This window comes from Streptomyces sp. NPDC001315 (assembly GCF_042896175.1).
In the GTDB taxonomy this organism is placed as follows: Bacteria; Actinomycetota; Actinomycetes; order Streptomycetales; family Streptomycetaceae; genus Streptomyces.
Map to the genome: position 1 here is coordinate 86,247 of NZ_JBIAWZ010000002.1, position 18,217 is coordinate 104,463.

General features: G+C 70.6%; 17 protein-coding genes and 1 pseudogene. 4 read left to right on the plus strand and 14 right to left on the minus strand.

Going from position 1 to position 18,217, the window contains the following annotated elements; genetic code table 11:
• The first annotated feature begins 63 nt into the window (after positions 1-63).
• The gene (locus ACFY16_RS07560; RefSeq protein ID WP_390646186.1) at positions 64-1,431 is read left to right on the plus strand and encodes an L-serine ammonia-lyase; all 1,368 of its coding nucleotides are present in this window, start codon (positions 64-66) and stop codon (positions 1,429-1,431) included.
• A 148-nt stretch (positions 1,432-1,579) separates the two neighbouring features.
• Complete coding sequence (locus ACFY16_RS07565) at positions 1,580-2,137, plus strand: glycoside hydrolase family 25 protein (protein ID WP_390646187.1); 558 nt, start codon at positions 1,580-1,582, stop codon at positions 2,135-2,137.
• A gap of 238 nt (positions 2,138-2,375) precedes the next feature.
• On the opposite strand, the gene ACFY16_RS07570 is transcribed toward ACFY16_RS07565, so the two are convergent.
• The 3 genes from ACFY16_RS07570 to ACFY16_RS07580 form a co-directional block, all read right to left on the minus strand.
• Positions 2,376-3,038 (minus strand): NADPH-dependent F420 reductase, encoded by a 663-nt coding sequence (locus ACFY16_RS07570; RefSeq protein WP_390646188.1) that lies wholly within the window; start codon positions 3,036-3,038, stop codon positions 2,376-2,378.
• 168 nt (positions 3,039-3,206) lie between these two features.
• Positions 3,207-3,419, minus strand: coding sequence for an EF-hand domain-containing protein (locus ACFY16_RS07575; protein WP_390646189.1), 213 nt, complete (start codon positions 3,417-3,419; stop codon positions 3,207-3,209).
• 50 nt (positions 3,420-3,469) lie between these two features.
• On the minus strand, positions 3,470-4,384 hold the full coding sequence (locus ACFY16_RS07580; RefSeq protein WP_390646190.1) for a MerR family transcriptional regulator: 915 nt from the start codon (positions 4,382-4,384) through the stop codon (positions 3,470-3,472).
• Positions 4,385-4,439: 55 nt separating this feature from the next.
• On the opposite strand from ACFY16_RS07580, the gene ACFY16_RS07585 reads away from it, so the two are divergent.
• On the plus strand, positions 4,440-5,078 hold the full coding sequence (locus ACFY16_RS07585; protein ID WP_390646191.1) for a GNAT family N-acetyltransferase: 639 nt from the start codon (positions 4,440-4,442) through the stop codon (positions 5,076-5,078).
• Positions 5,079-5,087: 9 nt separating this feature from the next.
• Here the strand turns inward: ACFY16_RS07585 and ACFY16_RS07590 are convergent.
• From ACFY16_RS07590 to ACFY16_RS07620, 7 genes and pseudogenes are all read right to left on the minus strand, one after another.
• A pseudogene (locus ACFY16_RS07590) lies at positions 5,088-5,258 on the minus strand (hypothetical protein); the annotation flags it as partial.
• A gap of 26 nt (positions 5,259-5,284) precedes the next feature.
• On the minus strand, positions 5,285-6,481 hold the full coding sequence (locus ACFY16_RS07595; protein WP_390646192.1) for a YncE family protein: 1,197 nt from the start codon (positions 6,479-6,481) through the stop codon (positions 5,285-5,287).
• Positions 6,481-7,281, minus strand: coding sequence for a polysaccharide deacetylase family protein (locus ACFY16_RS07600; protein ID WP_390646193.1), 801 nt, complete (start codon positions 7,279-7,281; stop codon positions 6,481-6,483). Before ACFY16_RS07600 ends, ACFY16_RS07595 begins: the two co-directional genes overlap by 1 nt.
• 202 nt (positions 7,282-7,483) lie before the next feature.
• Positions 7,484-7,990 (minus strand): ATP-binding protein, encoded by a 507-nt coding sequence (locus ACFY16_RS07605; protein WP_390646194.1) that lies wholly within the window; start codon positions 7,988-7,990, stop codon positions 7,484-7,486.
• A 337-nt stretch (positions 7,991-8,327) separates the two neighbouring features.
• Positions 8,328-9,095 carry an enoyl-CoA hydratase/isomerase family protein gene (locus ACFY16_RS07610; RefSeq protein WP_390646195.1) on the minus strand — a complete coding sequence of 256 codons (768 nt, stop codon included), beginning with the start codon at positions 9,093-9,095 and terminating at the stop codon, positions 8,328-8,330.
• Between the two features lie 79 nt (positions 9,096-9,174).
• Positions 9,175-10,437, minus strand: coding sequence for an Ig-like domain-containing protein (locus tag ACFY16_RS07615; protein WP_390646196.1), 1,263 nt, complete (start codon positions 10,435-10,437; stop codon positions 9,175-9,177).
• 165 nt (positions 10,438-10,602) lie between these two features.
• The gene (locus ACFY16_RS07620; RefSeq protein ID WP_390646197.1) at positions 10,603-11,823 is read right to left on the minus strand and encodes an Ig-like domain-containing protein; all 1,221 of its coding nucleotides are present in this window, start codon (positions 11,821-11,823) and stop codon (positions 10,603-10,605) included.
• 163 nt (positions 11,824-11,986) lie between these two features.
• Between ACFY16_RS07620 and glgX the strand changes: the two genes are divergently transcribed.
• Positions 11,987-14,248, plus strand: a complete 2,262-nt coding sequence (gene glgX, locus ACFY16_RS07625; protein WP_390646198.1) for a glycogen debranching protein GlgX — start codon at positions 11,987-11,989, stop codon at positions 14,246-14,248.
• Positions 14,249-14,430: 182 nt separating this feature from the next.
• On the opposite strand, the gene ACFY16_RS07630 is transcribed toward glgX, so the two are convergent.
• The 4 genes from ACFY16_RS07630 to ACFY16_RS07645 form a co-directional block, all read right to left on the minus strand.
• Positions 14,431-15,075 carry a response regulator gene (locus ACFY16_RS07630; protein ID WP_390646199.1) on the minus strand — a complete coding sequence of 215 codons (645 nt, stop codon included), beginning with the start codon at positions 15,073-15,075 and terminating at the stop codon, positions 14,431-14,433.
• On the minus strand, positions 15,065-16,444 hold the full coding sequence (locus ACFY16_RS07635) for an ATP-binding protein (RefSeq protein ID WP_390646682.1): 1,380 nt from the start codon (positions 16,442-16,444) through the stop codon (positions 15,065-15,067). Before ACFY16_RS07635 ends, ACFY16_RS07630 begins: the two co-directional genes overlap by 11 nt.
• 80 nt (positions 16,445-16,524) lie before the next feature.
• On the minus strand, positions 16,525-17,259 hold the full coding sequence (locus ACFY16_RS07640) for an ABC transporter permease (RefSeq protein WP_390646200.1): 735 nt from the start codon (positions 17,257-17,259) through the stop codon (positions 16,525-16,527).
• Complete coding sequence (locus ACFY16_RS07645) at positions 17,256-18,161, minus strand: ABC transporter ATP-binding protein (protein WP_390646201.1); 906 nt, start codon at positions 18,159-18,161, stop codon at positions 17,256-17,258. Before ACFY16_RS07645 ends, ACFY16_RS07640 begins: the two co-directional genes overlap by 4 nt.
• Between the last annotated feature and the right edge of the window lie 56 nt (positions 18,162-18,217).

An 18,217-nucleotide genomic window follows, 5' to 3' on the forward strand; every position in this document is an offset into this window, starting at 1 on the left:
CGCACACTGAGAGGTGAGCGCGGTGCCCCGTCCCTTGTTCCACCCCCGTTCTGAGGAGTCACCGTGGCCATCTCGGTCTTCGACCTGTTCTCGATCGGCATCGGCCCGTCCAGCTCCCACACGGTCGGCCCGATGCGCGCGGCGCGCATGTTCGCCCGCCGGCTGCGCAACGAGGACCTGCTGACGTCCGTCGCGTCCGTCCGCACGGAGCTGTACGGCTCGCTCGGCGCGACCGGCCACGGCCACGGCACCCCCAAGGCCGTGCTCCTCGGCCTGGAGGGCGACTCGCCCCGCACGGTCGATGTGGAACGGGCCGACGAACGGGTCTCGGAGATCAAGGAGGCGGGACGGATCCGGCTCCTCGGCGAGCACGACATACCGTTCTCCTTCGACGACGATCTGGTCCTGCACCGCCGCAAAACCCTCCCCTACCACGCCAACGGCATGACCCTGTGGGCCTACGACGCCTCGGGCGCGCAGCTGCTGACCAAGACGTACTACTCCGTCGGCGGCGGCTTCGTCGTGGACGAGGACGCCGTCGGCGCGGACCGCATCAAGCTGGACGACACGGTCCTGAAGTACCCCTTCCGCACGGGCGACGAGCTGCTGCGCCTGACGAAGGAGACCGGCCTGTCGATCTCCTCCCTGATGCTGGAGAACGAGCGTGCGTGGCGCACCGAGGACGAGATCCGCACCGGCCTGCTGGAGATCTGGCGGGTGATGCAGGCCTGCGTGTCCCGCGGCATGTCCCGCGAGGGCATCCTGCCCGGCGGCCTGCGGGTGCGCCGCCGCGCCGCGGTCACGGCACGTCAACTGCGCGCCGAGGGCGACCCGTTGGCCCACTCCATGGAGTGGATCACGCTCTACGCGATGGCGGTCAACGAGGAGAACGCGGCCGGCGGCCGCGTGGTGACGGCCCCCACCAACGGCGCCGCCGGCATCATCCCGGCGGTTCTGCACTACTACATGAACTTCGTCCCGGGCGCGGACGAGGACGGCGTGGTCCGCTTCCTCCTCGCCGCCGGCGCCATCGGCATGCTCTTCAAGGAGAACGCCTCCATCTCCGGCGCCGAGGTCGGCTGCCAGGGCGAGGTCGGCTCCGCCTGCTCCATGGCCGCCGGCGCCCTCGCCGAGGTGCTGGGCGGCAGCCCCGAGCAGGTCGAGAACGCCGCCGAGATCGGCATGGAACACAACCTGGGCCTGACCTGCGACCCGGTCGGCGGCCTGGTCCAGATCCCCTGCATCGAACGCAACGGCATGGCCGCGGTCAAGGCCGTCACCGCCGCCCGCATGGCCATGCGCGGCGACGGCTCCCACAAGGTGTCCCTCGACAAGGTCATCAAGACGATGAAGGACACGGGCGCGGACATGTCCGTGAAGTACAAGGAGACGGCCCGGGGCGGGCTGGCGGTCAACATCATCGAGTGCTGAACGGCTGTCACCCGTCCGGCCGAGGAGCGCCGCACGAATTGCGGGCCGAGGCTGGTATTCCGCCGCGTCGAGGGATCGCCCGTGCCAAGGTGGGGCATACACCAACTCCAACTCCTGTCCCCCCACTGACAGTCAAGGGAGTCCCCACATGCTGCGCGGCATCGACGTGAGCGCGTTCCAGTCCTCGTCCTACGACACGGACGGCCTCTCCTTCGTCTTCATCAAGGCGTCGGAGGGGCGTTCGTACGTCAACCCGAGGCTCAGCGCCCAGACCAAGCACGGCCGTGACGCCGGCCTGGTCGTCGGCTTCTACCACTTCCTCTGGCCCGGCAACATCACCGCCCAGGCGGAGTACTTCGTGAGCAAGGCCCCGGAGAAGGCGGGCGACATACTCGCCGTCGACTGGGAGACGACCAGCGAGGGCACGCACGCGAGCAACGCGGAGAAGGATCGGTTCATCCGGAAGGTGAAGGAGCTGCGGCCGAACAATAAGGTCGTGCTCTATTGCAATCGCCATTTTTGGTTGAGTATGGACAGTACGTCCTACGCCGGTGACGGTCTCTGGATCGCGGACTACGTGACTGCGGGCAAGCCCCGCATCAAGGCGAAGTGGCGCTTCCACCAGTACACCGCCGATCCGCGGGACACGAACGTGGCGGACTTCGCGAGCAAGGCCGCCCTGCGGGAGTGGGCAACCGTGGAATGAACCCTGCCCTTACGCTCCGACCTGCGGCCGGACAGCGACCGCGGAGAAAAGGGAGCTGCTCGACACGGGTGGGACCATCACTGCGGTCAGCAGCAACGGCGCGTACTCCTTCACCGAGCCCAACCGCGAGAGCGAGGTGACCGGACTGCGCGGCGGTGCGGTGCGGCCCGGGGACTCGATCGGGGTCGAGCTGCCTGATGGGCCGCACCTGCCGCTGGAGATCGTCCGAGGCGTACGGCTAGCCGCGGAAGTCCGGGGTGCGGTCCGGGGACGCCTCCGCCAGTGCCTTGGTGACCGCCTCGACGCCGGCCTGCAGGCCGTAGACCGGGGTGCCGGGCTGCTGGCGCCAGGAGTCGTCGATGCCGCCCGCGTCGACGGTGTCGAAGCCGAGCTCGTCGATCAGGGCCCGTACCTTCGCCTTGGCCGCCGTGTCGTCGCCGGCGACCGGGAGGGCCATGCGGCCGGGGTCGCCGGCCGGAAGCGGCCGCTCCAGGATGTCCTGGGCATAGGTGCCGTTGAACGCCTTGATCACGGGGTGGCCGAGGTGTCGCTCCGTGAAGCGGCTCTCGGTGAGGCCCTCGTCCTCGATCTCCGCGAGCCTGCCGTCCCGCTCCCGCGGGTAGTAGTTGCCGGTGTCGATGACGGCGACGCCCTTCGCCGCGCCGTCCAGCAGGCCGGACGGGAGGTTCGGGACCGCCTTCACGGGGACGGTGACCACGACGACCTCGGCGTCGCGCGCCGCCTGCTCGGCCGGGACGGCTGTCGCGCCGGTCTCCTCGGCCAGCGCCGTGAGGGTGTGCGGGCCACGGGAGTTGGCCACGGACACGTCGTGTCCGAGGGCGGTGAGCCGCCGGGTCAGGTTGCCGCCGATGTTGCCCGCGCCGATGATGCCGATCTTCATGACTGGCCCTCCGAATTTGATGCACACGCATGCTTCTTGCGGGGCATCAACCCCGGAGATCCCGACGCTATTCCGCAGCCGTGGCAACCGGGTGAACGGCCCGCCCAGACCCCGGCATGACGAAGGGGCGCCCGCCGCCGAGAAGACAGGGCGCCCCTTCCACGTGCGTCACTTGCCCAGGTAGGTCCAGAACTCGTCGAACGACAGGACCTTGTCGCCGTTGAGGTCACGGGTCTTGATGATGGCCTCCGCGACCGACTCCGTGACGTTCCAGTCGCCCTGCTGAGCCAGGGCGGCCTTGAACTCGGCGGCGGTGATGGATCCGTCACCGTCCGTGTCGATCCGCTGGAACTGCTTGCGTGCTTCCTCGATGTCGGCCATCGATCCGCCCCTTTTCGTCGTACCTTGCTGTCATCCTGACGCAGGTCAGATTAACGGCCCGCCCGAACGCGCAGCGCGGCGACCACCCAGGCGAACTCCTCCTCGTACGCGGGCTGGGGTTCGAGTCCGTTCACGATGGCCGACAGCTCGCGGTACCGGGCGACCCGGACGTTCGAGCCCGCGGTCAGTCGCTCCAGTACGGCGGTCCGGTCGCCGTCGCCGAGCACCTCGCGCAGCACGTCCTCGGCCTCCGGCGCCTCGGGGGCGATGCCCTGCCGCAGTGCCTCTCCGGAGAGTTGGATCAGCCGGCTCATGAACCACAGGGAGGAGCCGGCCGGGACGTCCGGACCCCGGTCCGCCGCGTTGAACTCGATCATCCGGCGCATCAGGACCCGGAATTCCGGGTCCTGGATCAGCTCGGCGAGTTCCACCCAGGCGTCCACCTGCTCGGGCGTGGGGTCGTCGGGCAGGTTGGCCGCGGCGAACCGCAGCCGTCGGCGGATGTCGGGGTCCGCCGTGTCGATCCCCTCGAAGATCTCCTCCATGAAGTCCTCGACGATCCGCCTGCGCTCGGCGGCCGACAGTCGCGCCAGCTTGTTCATCAGGGTCGTCTCCTCTGCGGTCGAGCCGCGTCGTGCCACGGTGGACAGCACCGCACGGGTCACCTTCAGCGCGCGGATCTGCGCGTCCAGCGCCTTCACATGCGCGGCCGCGACCTCCGCGACCGTCGCCTCGCCGGCCAACACCTTGCGTACGTCGCCCAGGCCGAGACCCAGTTCGCGCAGGGTGCGGATCAGTTCCAGGCGGGCGACGGACTCGGCGTCGTACAAGCGGTAGCCGCCCGCGGAACGGGCCACCGGGGGCAGGGCGCCCTCGTCGGACCAGTAGCGGATGGTGCGCACGGACAGGCCGGTCGCCCGGGCCAGCTCCCCGATGGTGAGAAGTCCGGTGCCGTCTTCGATCATGTCTGCGAGTCTGGGCCTTCCAGTGGGTGGAGACTCAAGCGAGGAGACGGGCACCATGGCGGAGACCCTGCGGGACATTCTCGACGCGGCGGCCCGGGGTGTCTTCCCTCCGGCGGACGGCGGTACGACCGTCGTGCCCCAGTACGGCCACCGGGACGCCGGGGTCATCGCCTTCACCGCGCACTCCGTCGTCTTCACGGACGAGGATCCGCAGTGGGTGCACCAGGCGCTGCGGGCGGCGGACTGCGACGCGCTCGCGGCGACCATGAACGCCCGGTTCCTGACCGCCTTCCTGGACCGCACGGGGCGCGGGACCGACACGATCGACCTCCTCACGGTCGGCGCTCCGCTGCCGGGCGAACCGCCACTGCCCCTGACGGAGCTCGCGGACCCGGGCCATCCGCGGGTGGTGAGCTCCCGCCGACGGCGGGACGACGTACGGGTGTGGACCGTCGAGGGTGGTGTGCTGGTGCTGGGGCGCGGGGTCGCGGGGCGGCTCGAGGTCGCGGTCGAGGTGGACGAGGACGTACGGCACCGGGGGCTGGGGCGGCGACTGGCGACGGCGGCGCGGCACCTGAGCGGGGGCGAACCGGTGTGGGCCCAGGTCTCGCCGGGCAACGCCCGCAGTCTGCGGGCGTTCCAGGCGGCCGGTTATCTGCCGGTGGGGTCGGAGGCGCTGCTCATCCCCCGGTAGCCGGCCGGCTCAGTGCCAGGGCTCGTAGTACGGGTTGCTCTCGCAGTCGCTCATGATCTCGACTTTGGTGGTCTTGTCGACCGGGCAGACGCCGATGATGTACTCCCGGGCCACGCCGCCGGGGAAGGCGACCTCGACCTGGTCGGCCCACTTGTGGGTGTCGCCGATGGTCTTGTTGATACGGCAGCGTGGCAGCTGACCTCGCGTCAGCGGAAGACGCCGGTGTGGCCGAGCGAGTAGCGGCCGGGCTGGGGGTAGACCGCGAGGCCGTGCGGGCCGCTGCCGACCTTGATGCGGGCCAGCTGGTGACCGGTGCGGGTGTCGATGGCGTACACCTCGGCGTTGTAACGGCCCGACAGCCACAGGACCTTGCCGTCGGCCGAGACGCCGCCCATGTCGGGGCTGCCACCGTCGGGCAGGTGCCACTTCTTCGTGAGCCGGTTCTTCGTGAAGTCGAAGATGGAGATGGTGCCCTCGCCGCGGTTGGAGATGTACATCTCGCGGGAGTCCCGGCTGACGTACAGGCCGTGGCAGCCCTTTCCGGTGGGCAGGAGGGTCGGCCTGGTGAACTTGTCGCCGTCCAGGATCCATACGCCGTCGGCCACCATGTCGGCGATGTAGAACCTCTTGCCGTCGGGGGAGAGTTTGACGTCCTGCGGCATCGCGCCCTGGAAGGGGAGCTTCTCCTGCGCGACGACCTTCATCTTCTCGGTGTCGACCTTGAGCAGTTCGCCGCTGAACTCGCAGGAGACGATGAAGTACCGGCCGTCGGCGGAGAAGTCGGCGTGGTTGACGCCGTAGCAGCTGACCGGCTCGGTCCTGACGCGCTTCATGGTGTGCGCGTCGCGGAAGACGAGTTCGCGGTCCATGGAGGCCATGACGACGGCGTACTTGCCGTCGGGCGTGAAGTAGAGGTTGTACGGGTCGTGGACCTGCACGGGCTTGCCCGCCCTGCCGGTCCTCGGGTCGATGGGGGTGAGGCTGTTGCCGAGGTCGTTGTTGACCCACAGGGTCCTCAGGTCCCAGGAGGGGACGACGTGCTGGGGCTGGTGGCCGACGGGGATCGTGTCGATGACCTCGTACGTCTTCGGGTCGATGACCGTGACCGTGTCGGACAGGGTGTTGGGGACGTAGACGCGGGAGGGGAAGTCCTTGACCACCGGGGAGAGCTGGTTCGGGCGGTCGGCGGCGTAGATGTCGTGCGGGTCGAGGACGGGGGGCATACCGGGCAGGCCGTGGGCATCGGTCTTCTTCTTCGGCTGGGGCGGACGGACGGCCGCCGCCTTCGTGCCGTGGGCCTCGTGCGCGTGGTCCCCGGAGTCGGCGCCGCAGGCGGCGAGGAGCGTGAGGGAGACGAGGGCGGCGCCGACGAGGAGGGTGCGCCTGAGGGGATTCGCGTGCATCAGCTGAACAGCTCCGTGGTGGTGACCGCGTGCAGTCCGCGGCGGTCGAGTTCTGCGAGTACGGCGGGGAGCGCGGCGACCGTGTCCGGGTAGCCGAAGTGGAGGCTCACCACGGATCCGTTGCGGACCTCGTCGAGGATCTTGCGGGTGACGGCGAGGGCGCCGGGCTCGGTGAAGTCGAGGGAGTCGACCTCGTAGGAGAGGACGTGCGGGTAGCCGGCGCGGGCTGCCAGGCGTTCGACGAGGGGGGAGGCGCGGGGGGCGCGGGAGGGGCGGAACCAGGTGCCGATGGAGCCGGTGAGGCGCTTGAGCCGGTCCGCGCAGGCGGTGATCTCCGCCTGCGCGTCGGTCTCGGACATCGCGTTGATGTCGCGGTGGCGTTGGGTGTGGTTGCCGAGGTCGTGACCGCCGTCGAGGATGCGGCGGGCCAGCTCGGGGTGGGCGTCGAGCCAGCTGCCCACGGCGAGGACGGTGAGGCGGGCGCCGTGCTTCTCGGCCTCGGTGAGGAGGGAACGGGCGATGGCCGGGTCGCCCTGGCCGTGGAAGGTGAGGGCCACGCGGGGGTGGGTGCGGGGGCCGTGGGTGAGCTGGGTGGGCTGGTGGGGGTAGCGGTGGGGGGCGGGGGCGGCGAGGGGTGTCGGTGTCCTCGCCGGTCCGGAAGGCGTGGGGGCGGGGGGCGTGGGGGCGGGGTGGGCGGCGGCGCCGGTCGTGGCGCATCCGGCGGCCAGCGCTCCGCCGGCGACGAGTCCGGCGCCCGTGCGCAGTGCCGTGCGGCGGTCTGTCTGGGTCACCCGCACCATTTAAGGCGGATTACGGGAGGAAATGGATGATTGGCCCGATTCATGCGCGGTGCGGGTCGCGGACAGGAGGCTTCTCGCCCCCGCCGCCCCTACCCGTCCCGTCCCCAGAGGCTCCGCCCCTTCGACCCCGTCAGGGGGCTCCGCTCCCTGGACCCCCGCTCCTGGAACGCCGGAGGGGCAGGTTCTCCGAGAAGTGCCGCTGTCAGCGGTCCGCCACCCTCATCTCGAACCATGTCGTCTTTCCTCGCGGGAGCAGGTCGACGCCCCAGCGGTCGGAGAGTTTGTCGACGAGGAACAGTCCGCGGCCGCTGATGTCCATCTGCTGGACCGGCATGAGGCAGGGCAGACCGCGGGAGGGGTCGCGGACTTCGATGCGGATCCAGCCCGGGCGGCGGCGCATACGGAGGCCGAAAACGCGGGCGCCGGTGTGGCGTACGGCGTTGCCGACGAGTTCGGAGACGAGTAAGACCGCGTCCTCGGTCATCCTGGGGGTCAGGCGCCACTGCCGTAGAAGCACTACCTGAGCCAGCCGGCGTGCGGTCGCCGCGGATTCGGGGCGGGACGGCAGCGAAACCTCCGCGTCCGTCGGGTTGCCGAACAACTCGAGGGCCCGGAGCGCCCGTTCGTCCTCGACCGCGGGCGACCAGCGCGCCGTCACAGTCGGACGGCCGTGTCCCCGCGGCTGTTCGATACCCTCCAGCCCCGCCATGCCCCCATCATGGCCGCCCGTGGGCACCTCCGGGGTCGTTCTGGAGGAATACACCCCCCGGAACGCATCATTCCGGTCGATTCGATTGGCATGTGCCACTGGCAGTTCGGAGACCTCCGCATCCCCTCTGACCTGCTGCAACGGATCGACTGGAGGCAATCGCCAAGCTCCCTCGACAAGGCAGGCTTAAGGTTGCCTTAAGGTTCCCATAAACCGCCCCATCGAGGGACCCCGGATCAGACGCCGCGTCAATTGCAAGTGATTCAGGGGAGGTTCAGTCAGCGAGTTTCAGTGGACGGGTTCCGCGGAGGAGTTCGGCGGACTGGTCCGGAGTCGTTCACAGGAACTTCGCCTTGCCCGGGCCCTCTTCCACGAAGCTGCGCATCCCGCGCTCCCGGTCCTCCGTGGCGAACAGGCCCGCGAACCAGTTCCGTTCCACCGCCAGGCCGGTCTCGATGTCGGTCTCCAGACCCGTGTCGATCGACTCCTTCGCGGCGCGCAGCGCCAGCGCCGGACCCTGGGCCAGCCTGGCCGCCCACGCGTGCGCCTCCGAGTAGACCTCGGCGGCCGGGACGACGCGGTCCACCAGGCCGAGCGTCAGCGCCTCCTCGGCCTTCACCATGCGGCCCGTGAAGATCAGGTCCTTCGCCTTGGAGGGGCCGATCAGGCGGGCCAGGCGCTGGGTGCCGCCCGCCCCCGGGATCAGGCCGAGCAGGATCTCCGGCTGGCCGAGCTTGGCGTTGTCCGCCGAGATCCGGTAGTCCGCGCACAGGGCCAGTTCGCAGCCGCCGCCCAGCGCGTAACCCGTGACGGCCGCGACCACCGGCTTGGGGATGCGGGCCACCGCCGTGAACGAGTCCTGCAGGGCGCGCACCCGCAGGATCATCGCCGTGTGGTCCATCGCCTGCATCTCCTTGATGTCCGCGCCCGCCGCGAACACCTTCTCCCCGCCGTACAGCACCACCGCGCGCACGTCCTCGCGGCGCGTGGCCTCCTCGGCGAGTTCCTTGAGGCGGTCCTGGGTGGCCACGTCCAGCGCGTTCATGGGAGGGCGGTCCAGGCGGATGGTGCCCACGCCTTCGGCGACTTCGAGTTGCACAGTCATGCAGGCAGGTTAACGAAGACTAACGGCAATGGCCCCGGTGCCGTACCTCACACCGGGGCCGCCGTACGTCAGGTGTGGCTCAGGCCTTCCACTTCTCCCACGACATGTTCCAGCCGTTCAGGCCGTTGGACGGGTCGACCGTCGGGTCGGTGGAGTTCTTGACTTCCACCACGTCGCCGACGATCGAGTGGTTGAAGAACCACGCGGCCGGCACTCCGCTGTCGTAACCGCCGCGCACGTCTCGCAGGCCGATGCAGCCGTGACTGGCGTTGTAGTTGCCGAAGGCGCCGCCGCCCCAGTAGTTGCCGTGCACGAAGGTGCCGGAGTTGGTCAGGCGCATGGCGTGCGGGACGTCCTTGATGTCGTACTCGCCGTCGTAGCCGACGGTGTCGCCGTTCATCCGGGTCACCGTGAACTTCTCGCTGATGACCATCTGGCCGTTCCAGGTGGCGTAGCCGGGCTTACCGGTGGTGACCGGGATGGTCTTGACGACCTTGCCGTCCTGCGTGACCTTCATCGTGTGCTTCTTGGCGTCCACGACGGACACCTGGTTTCGGCCGATGGTGAAGGAGACGGTCTTGGACTGCTTGCCGTAGACGCCCTTGCGGCCCTCGACGCCGTCGAGGTTCAGCTTCACCGTGACCTTGGTGCCGGACTTCCAGTACGTCTCGGGACGGAAGTCCAGGCGGTCGTTGCCGAACCAGTGGCCCTCGACGTCCACGGCCGGCTCGGTCTTGATCTCGATGGCCTTCTCCACGTCGTCCGGCTTGGTGATGCCGCGCGTGAAGCGGACCGAGAACGGCATTCCGACGCCGACGGTGGAGCCGTCCTCGGGCGTGAAGTTGCCGATGAAGGTGTTCTGCGGACTGAGCGTGGTGAAGGAGGAGTCCTCGGCGGCCGTACGGCCCTCGGAGTCCTTGGCGACCGCGTGCACCTCGTACTTGGTGGACGCCGCCAGGTGCGTGGCGGGCGTCCAACCGGTGCCGTCCGCCGAGATCGAGCCGTCGATCTCCGTACCCTTGGTGTCCTTGACGGTGACCTCGGTCAGCTTGCCCTTGGCGGCGGTGACCTTCAGGACGCCGCTGGTGTCGACCTCCTTGGCGCCGGCCTCGGGGGCGATGGTGACGACCGCCTCCGACTGCGCGCTCTGCGCCGTTGCCGACTCCTTGTCCTTGCCGTCGGCGGAGCCGGATCCGGAATCCGAGCCGCCGCCTCCGCCGCAGGCGGTGACGGCGACCAGCAGCGCCCCGAGAGCCAGCGCCCGCAGCCCCCCGCGGCCCCGCCCCTCTGTTCGGCCCGAGCGCGCGTCAACCGACGCCCCCGATATCGGTCGCACGTTCAATTTTTCTCCCCTCGCCGGACCCCGGTCCGGCCCACACCCCAGCGCGTCCCACGCGCACATTGGCGCATATTAACCACATGATCAGTGCGGTCGGCGCCCGGCGATTGTCACTGTTCAGTCCCAACTCCGCCGTTTCCCGGGCCCCCAATTCCGCGCCCCACCTGGTTACTTGTCCGCGCCGCCTGCTTTCCACTCCTTCCATCCCATGTTCCACCCTCCGAGCCCGTTGTCAGGAGCGACCGTTTTGTCGTTGCTGTTCACGATCTCGACGACGTCACCGACCAGGCTGCGGTCGAAGAACCAGCCGGCGGGGGTGTCCGGGCTCCCGCCCTTCACATCCCGCAGGCCCACGCAGCCGTGGCTGACGTTGCTGTTCCCCGGGGCGTCGGGCGCCCAGTAGTTGCCGTGCAGGAACGTGCCGGAGTCGGTCAGCCGGATGGCGTGCGGGACGTCGGGGATGTCGTACTCGCCGCCGAAGCCGACCGTGCGGCTGTTCATGCGGGTGACCTCGAGCATCTCCATCATCACCATCTTGCCGTTGTAGGTGGTGTGCTGCGGAGCGCCCGCGGTGATGGGCACGGTGGCCAGCAGTTCGCCGTCGCGCCGTACCTCCATGGTGTGTTCGGCGGCGTCGACCAGCGAGACCTGGCTGCGGCCGACGGTGAAGGAGAACGTCTTGTACTGCAGCCCGTAGACCCCGCGTGCCCCCTCGACGTCCCGGAAGCGCAGGGCGACAGTGACCTGGGTGCCGGGCTTCCAGTAGTGCTCGGGGCGGAAGTCGAGGCGGGACTTGCCGAACCAGTGCGGGCGGACCTCGACGGCCGGCTTCGCGGTGACGTGGACGGCGCGCTCGACGGCCGCCCGGTTCTCGATCTCCCGGTTGAACTCCAGCGAGATGATCATCCCGGTGCCGACCGTGGAACGGTTCTCGGGCGTGGCGTACCCGATGAACCGCTCCTCGGGGACGTACGTCGTGAACGTCGTGTGCCGCGCCGAGCGGTGGCCTCGGCCGTCGAGGGCCACCGCGTCGACCGTGTACTTGGCGGCGAGCGCCAGCTTTCCCCCGGGTTCCCAGCGCCGGCCGTCCGCGGAGATGCGGCCGGACACCGGAGTCTCCTGCGCATCCTGCGACTTGACGACCTTCACCGACTCCAGGTGCCCGCTGGGCACCTGGATCCGTAGCGCCTTGCCGGGGCGCACGTCCTTGCTGCCGTCGTCCGGCGAGATCCGGATGACGTCCTCGGGTGCCGGCGGTTTGCCGAGCGCCCTGTCGATCCCTCCCGTCGGGTCCGAATCGCAGCCGGCGGCGCCCGCCAGCAGCCCTGCCCATGTCAGTACGGCGGCCAGCGCGGCCCCCGCGCGCCGCGCGCGCCCTTGTACGTGCATCACACCGACCCCAACGACCGGCCCGCCCCGGGGAAACGTGAGTGCGAGCCATGAGCTGGGCAGAACAGTGGGGAGGACGACGCGATGGGGAGCGGCGGCCGGGACGCCGCACGCCCAGTTCCCCGTGATCCACGTCGTGCCATGAGCCGCGGGAGGCCGAACCGTGTCCAGCGCAGCCGAGCAGGAGGCGGTGGCGGAAGAGCGCGCCACCGAGGACGGGCGCCCGGCCGCCGCCGCGAACGGCGCGCAGCGCAGGACACCGGGCGTGCCCGTGTGGCCGGGTGCGCCGATGCCACTGGGCGCCCGGTTCCGGGTCGGCCCGGAGGGGGTGGCGGGCACCAACTTCGCGCTGTGGGCGGGCGGGGCGGAGGCGGTCGAGCTGTGTCTGTTCGACGGGCCGGGCCCGGGAAGCAAGGAGACCCGCGCCCGGCTGACCGAATTGACGCACGAGATCTGGCACGGTTTCGTGCCGGGCGTGATGCCGGGGCAGCGCTACGGCTTCCGGGTGCACGGCCGCTGGGACCCGTGGACCGGCGCCCGCTGGAACCCTGCGAAGCTGCTCCTCGACCCGTACGCGCGCGCGGTGGACGGCGACTTCAGTCTGCCGCCGGAGGTGTACGGGCATGTGCGCGACTGGCCCCAGCAGCAGGTCGCGGACACCGTGCGCGACGACCGGGACTCCGCGCCGTACGTCCCCAAGGGCGTCGTCGTCCATGACGACGCGCCCGACGACGAATGGGCTCACGACCGCCGCCCGAAGACGCCGTGGGCCGACTCGGTGATCTACGAACTGCATGTCAGGGGATTCACCAAGCTGCACCCCGGCATCCCGGAGGAGCTGCGCGGCACGTACGCGGGTCTCGCGCACCCGGCGGCGATCGAGCACCTGGTGCGGCTGGGCGTCACGGCCGTGGAGCTGCTGCCGGTGCACCAGTTCGCGCACGAGGACCATCTGCTGCGGCGGGGACTGAAGAACTACTGGGGCTACAACTCGATCGGCTACTTCGCCCCGCACGCCGGTTATGCCGCCTCCGGTACGACGGGACAGCAGGTCGGCGAGTTCAAGAGCATGGTCCGGGCCCTGCACGCGGCCGGGATCGAGGTCATCCTCGACGTGGTCTACAACCACACGGCGGAGGCAGGCGAGCTGGGCCCGACACTCTCCCTGAAGGGCATCGACAACCGCGGCTACTACCGCCTCCAGTCGGACGCCCGCCGCTACGCCGACTACACGGGCTGCGGCAACACCCTGCACGTCGTCCAGCCGCACGTGCTGCGCCTGATCACCGACTCGTTGCGCTACTGGGTGACGGAGATGGGCGTGGACGGCTTCCGCTTCGACCTCGCCGCCGCGCTGGCCCGCTCCATGCACGACGTCGACATGCTCTCCCCGTTCCTGGCGGTCATCGCCCAGGACCCCGTGCTGCGGCGGGTGAAGCTCATCGCGGAGCCGTGGGACGTCGGCTCGGGCGGCTACCAGGTGGGCGCGTTCCCGCCGCTGTGGACGGAGTGGAACGACCGCTATCGCAACGCCGTACGGGACTTCTGGCGGCACGCCCTGCCGGACGTCCGGGAGATGGGCTACCGGCTGTCGGGGTCGAGCGACCTGTACGCCTGGGGCGGGCGGCGGCCGTACGCCTCCGTCAACTTCGTCACCGCGCACGACGGTTTCACCCTGCGGGACCTGGTGTCGTACGAGCGCAAGCACAACGAGGCGAACGGCGAGGGCAACCGGGACGGCACGGACGACAACCGGTCGTGGAACGGCGGGGCCGAGGGCGGGAGCGACGACGAGCGCATCCGGGCGCTGCGCCGCCGTCAGCTGCGGAACCTGCTGACCACCCTGCTGCTGTCCACGGGCGTGCCGATGCTGGTCGCGGGCGACGAGCTGGGGCGCACGCAGCGCGGCAACAACAACGCGTACTGCCAGGACAACGAGATCAGCTGGCTGGACTGGAGCCTGCTGGACGACCCCGGCTGGCGGGCCCTGTTCGACCTGACCTCGCGGCTGATCGAGCTGCGCCACCGGCATCCGGTGCTGCGGCGCCGGGCGTTCTTCTCCGGGCGGGCGCACTCGGCGGACGGGCTGCGGGACCTGGCCTGGTTCACCGCGCGGGGCACGGAGATGACGGAACGGGACTGGTACGCGCCCGCCGCCACCCTCGGCATGTATCTCTCCGGGCGGGACATCCCGGGCCGCGACGAGCGGGGCGCGCCGATAGTCGACGACAGTTTCCTGGCCGTACTGCACGCCGGGGACCGGCCGGTGAGCTTCGTCCTGCCGGGGCCGCCGTGGGCGGAGCGGTACGAGGTGGTCGTCGACACGTCGAGGGAGGAGCAGGCGGGAGCGCCGGACGTGGTGCACCGGGCGGGGGTGGCGATCACGGTGCCGCCGCGGGCCGTGCTGCTGCTGAGGGTCCGCTGAACACCGTTTTCCGGTCCGTGGACAGCCGACGGCAAGGACCACCTCTACGACCTGGCCGCCGACGCCCGCGAACAGGCCGGCCTCGCGGCGGACCGGCCCGAGCTGCTCGCCGAGGTGAAGGCGGCCCGGGAGAAGACGGCGGGCGGGCCGCTGCCGTACCCGGCGGCCTGATCGGCCGAGGGTCAGCCGAGAATTCCCCGCTCGTACGCCACCGCCACCGCCGCCGCCCGGTCCTTGACGCCCAGCTTGGCGTACAGGTGGGTGAGGTGGGTCTTCACGGTCGCCTCGCTGATGAACAGTTCGCGGGCGATCTCGCGGTTCGACGTGCCCTTGGCGACCAGGGCCAGCACTTCGCGCTCACGCGCGGAGAGGGACTCGTTGCCGGGGGCCCTGGGGGTACGGACCGCGGAGACCAGGCGGGAGGCGACGGCAGGGGAGAGCACCGTGCGGCCCTCGGCGGCGGCGCGGACGGCCGTGAAGAGTTCGTCGCGCGGGGCGTCCTTGAGGAGGTAGCCCGTCGCGCCCGCCTCGATCGCGGGCAGGGTGTCGGAGTCGGTGTCGTACGTGGTCAGGACGAGGACCTTGGCGCGGGCGCCGCGCCGGGTCAGTTCGGCGATCGCGTCGACTCCGCCGCCGCCCGGCATGCGCAGGTCCATGAGGATCACGTCGGGGTCGAGAGCGGCGGCCCGTTCGAGGGCCTCGACGCCGCCCGCGGCCTCCCCCAGCACGGTGAATCCGGGCGCGGACTCGAACATGCCGCGCAGGCCGTCGCGTACGACGGGATGATCGTCGACGATCAGCAGGGAGATCAGCGCGTCATCGGTCATGGCGGACCAACGGTACGCGAGCCGAGACCGCCGTGCCCTGCCCCGGCTCGGACTCGACCGTCAGCGCGCCCCCGACGCGTTCGGCGCGGGCCCGCATGCCGTCGAGGCCGAAGCCGCCGATGGGGGTTCCCCCGCTCATGGGGGTCCCCCCGCTCATGGGGGTCCCCCCGCTCGAGCGAAGTCGAGAGTGGGGGAGAAGTCGGGAGTGGGGGAGAAGTCGGGAGTGCGGGAGGGGGCGGGCGGGGAGGGCGAGGGGGTCGAAGCCGGTGCCGTCGTCTCGGATGTCGAGGATGACCTCGTCGCCCAGGAAGGTGAGGGTGACGCCGACCCGGGTCGCCCGCGCATGACGGGCGGCGTTCGACAGGGCCTCCTGGACGATCCGCAGGAGGGTGGCCGCGAGCTCCTCGTGGAGCTGTTCCGCGGTGCCGGCGAGCGTGAACTCGGCGCGCACGCCTGTCCGTTCGCCCCATTCGGCGACCGTCTTCTCCAGGGCTTCGGGCAGTCCGTCGTTCTCCAGCGCCACCGGGGCCAGGTTGTGCACGGAGCGGCGGGCCTCGCCGAGGCTGTGCCGGGCCAGGTCGGCCGCGCGGTCCAGGTGGATGCGGGCCACGGCCAGGTCGGAGACGTTCGCGACCACCTGGAGCTGGGCGATGATGCCCGTCAGGCCCTGGGCGAGGGTGTCGTGGATCTCGGCGGCCAGGCGCCGGCGTTCGTCGGCGACCCCGGCCTCCCTTGCCTGGACGAGGAGTTGGGCGTGCAGGGCGGCGTTCTCGTCGAGGGCCTGCTGCAACGCGGCGTTGGTGCGTTCGAGTTCGGCGATGGTGGCGATCTGGACGCGGGCGCGCTCGTCGTCCTGGGCCGCGAGGCGGCTGAAGACGGCGAGCAGGCCGGCGTTTGCGCCGAGCACCAGGCCGAAGCCGAGCCAGAGCACCCGGCCGTGCGGCGGCATGCCGCCGACCTGGGAGCCGGACATGGTGACGGCCGTGGCGAAGAGGCCCACCTTGATCAGGCGGGGGCGCAGCAACCAGCTGGCGTCGTAGTACCCGGTGACGGCGTAGAAGGCGAAGAACGGGTTGAGCCAGGACAGGACGAAGCCGAGGGCCCAGCGGACGGTGTAGTAGACGGTGCCCGCCGTGGACGGGCCCGGCCGGCTCCGGACCGCCCTGCCCCACACCAGCTGGAGGGCGAGGCTCGCGAGCACGAGGACCGTGGCCACGTGCTCCTCGCCCGTGGTCATGCCGACGAGACCGGCCGAGACGACGGAGGCGAGGGTGCCGATGGCCAGGAGCCCGTAGGGCCCCCAGCGGTAGAAGGCCGCCCGTCGCGGCCCGACCGCAGCGGCGTCGGCCCGCGCCGCGATGCCGGGCATCGCCAACGAGGTACCGACCGCCCCCGTGAAGCCCGCCCGGGCGTTGTCCGTCATGGCGCCAGTGTCGTGCACGGACGGGCTCACTCCCAGCGGAACCAGCGCGTCGCCGCGCCGGTCAGCAGCAGGATCCACGCCACCAGCACGCTCAGGTGGGTCCAGCCCGGCCAGTGGCCCGCCGCCGCCTGGTTCAGGGCCTGCGCGGCCGCCCCGAAGGGGGTGCAGCCGACGATCCGGGCGAGGACGTCCGGCATCGCCTGCACCGGCAGCCACACGCCCGCGCAGAACATAGACGGGAAGAACACCGCCGACCCGATCGCCCCCGCGATCTTGGTCGTGCGGGAGAGCGCCGACACCACCGATCCGAGTGCGAGGGCGACCATCACGGCCAGCAGCAGGGCGAGACCGTATCCGAAGAGCTGTTTCGGCACGCGTACGTCGAAGCCGAGGCGCCCGACCACGAGGACGAGCAGCGCCGATGCCAGGGATGCGGCGCCGTACACCAGCATGTGCGCGGAGAGCAGGGTGGACGGGCGGACCGGCGTGGCGGCCATCCGGCGCAGGATGCCGCGTTCGCGGTAGCCGGTGAGGGTCTGCGGCATCGACTGCAGGCCGCCGACGATCAGACCGAGCAGCACGGCCACCGGGACGTAGGCGTCGACGGTGCGCAGGCCGCCGAAGTCGTCGTCGGGCTGCCGGAAGGACGGGATGGAGCCGAGGATCACCAGGAGGAGGGTCGGGAACAGCAGGATCCAGAAGATGCTGCCGGGTTCGCGGCGGAAGAGGCGGACCTCGGTCTTCAGCACGGCGGTGCTCATACCGCTGCCTCCTTCGTCAGGTCGAGGAACGCGTCGTCGAGCGTGGCGTCCACGACGCGCAGCTGGTGGGCGGTGATGTGGTGGCGGGCGAGCAGGGTGATGACGGCGTTGACGGTCTCGTCGGTGCCGGAGAGCGTGATGCGGCCGTTCTTGTGCTCGACGGAGGCGAGCTCGGGGAGTGCGTTCAGGTCACGGTCGTCGAGCGGGGCGGACGGGGTGAAGCTGATGACGGTGGAGCCCGCCGAGCGCCGGATCAGGCCGGCCGGGGTGTCCAGGGCGGCGATCCGGCCCTTGTCGATGACGGCGATCCGGTCGCACAGACGCTGCGCCTCTTCCATGAAGTGGGTGACCAGCAGGACGGTGACGCCACCCGCCCGCACGTCCTCGATGAGCTGCCAGGTGTCCCGGCGGGCCCTCGGGTCCAGACCGGTCGTCAGTTCGTCCAGGACGACGATGCGCGGATTGCCGATCAGGGCGAGCGCGATGAACAGGCGCTGCTTCTGGCCGCCGGAGAGTTTCGCGAACCGGGTGGTGAGCTTCGGCGTCAGGCCCAAGCGCTCGGCGAGCGGGCGCCAGTCCAGCGGGCTCGGGTAGAAGTCCGCGTACAGCTCCAGCGCCTCGCGGACGGTGAGTTTGGGCTGGAGTTCGCTCTGCTGGAGCTGGGCGCCGAGGACGCGGGCGACCTGCTCGTGGTCGGCGACGGGGTCCAGGCCGGTGACACGGACCCGGCCCGCGTCGGGGACGCGCAGGCCCTCGACGCACTCGACGGTGGTGGTCTTGCCGGCGCCGTTCGGACCGAGGATCCCGAAGATCTCGCCCTCCTCGACGGCGAAGGAGACACCGTCGACGACGGCCCGGCCCCCGTAGGCCTTGCGCAGGTCGGTGACTTCGATGACGGACATGCGTCGAGCGTGCCGCGGAGGCCGGATCGGGCACATCGGCCGTCCCGCTCGAAGGG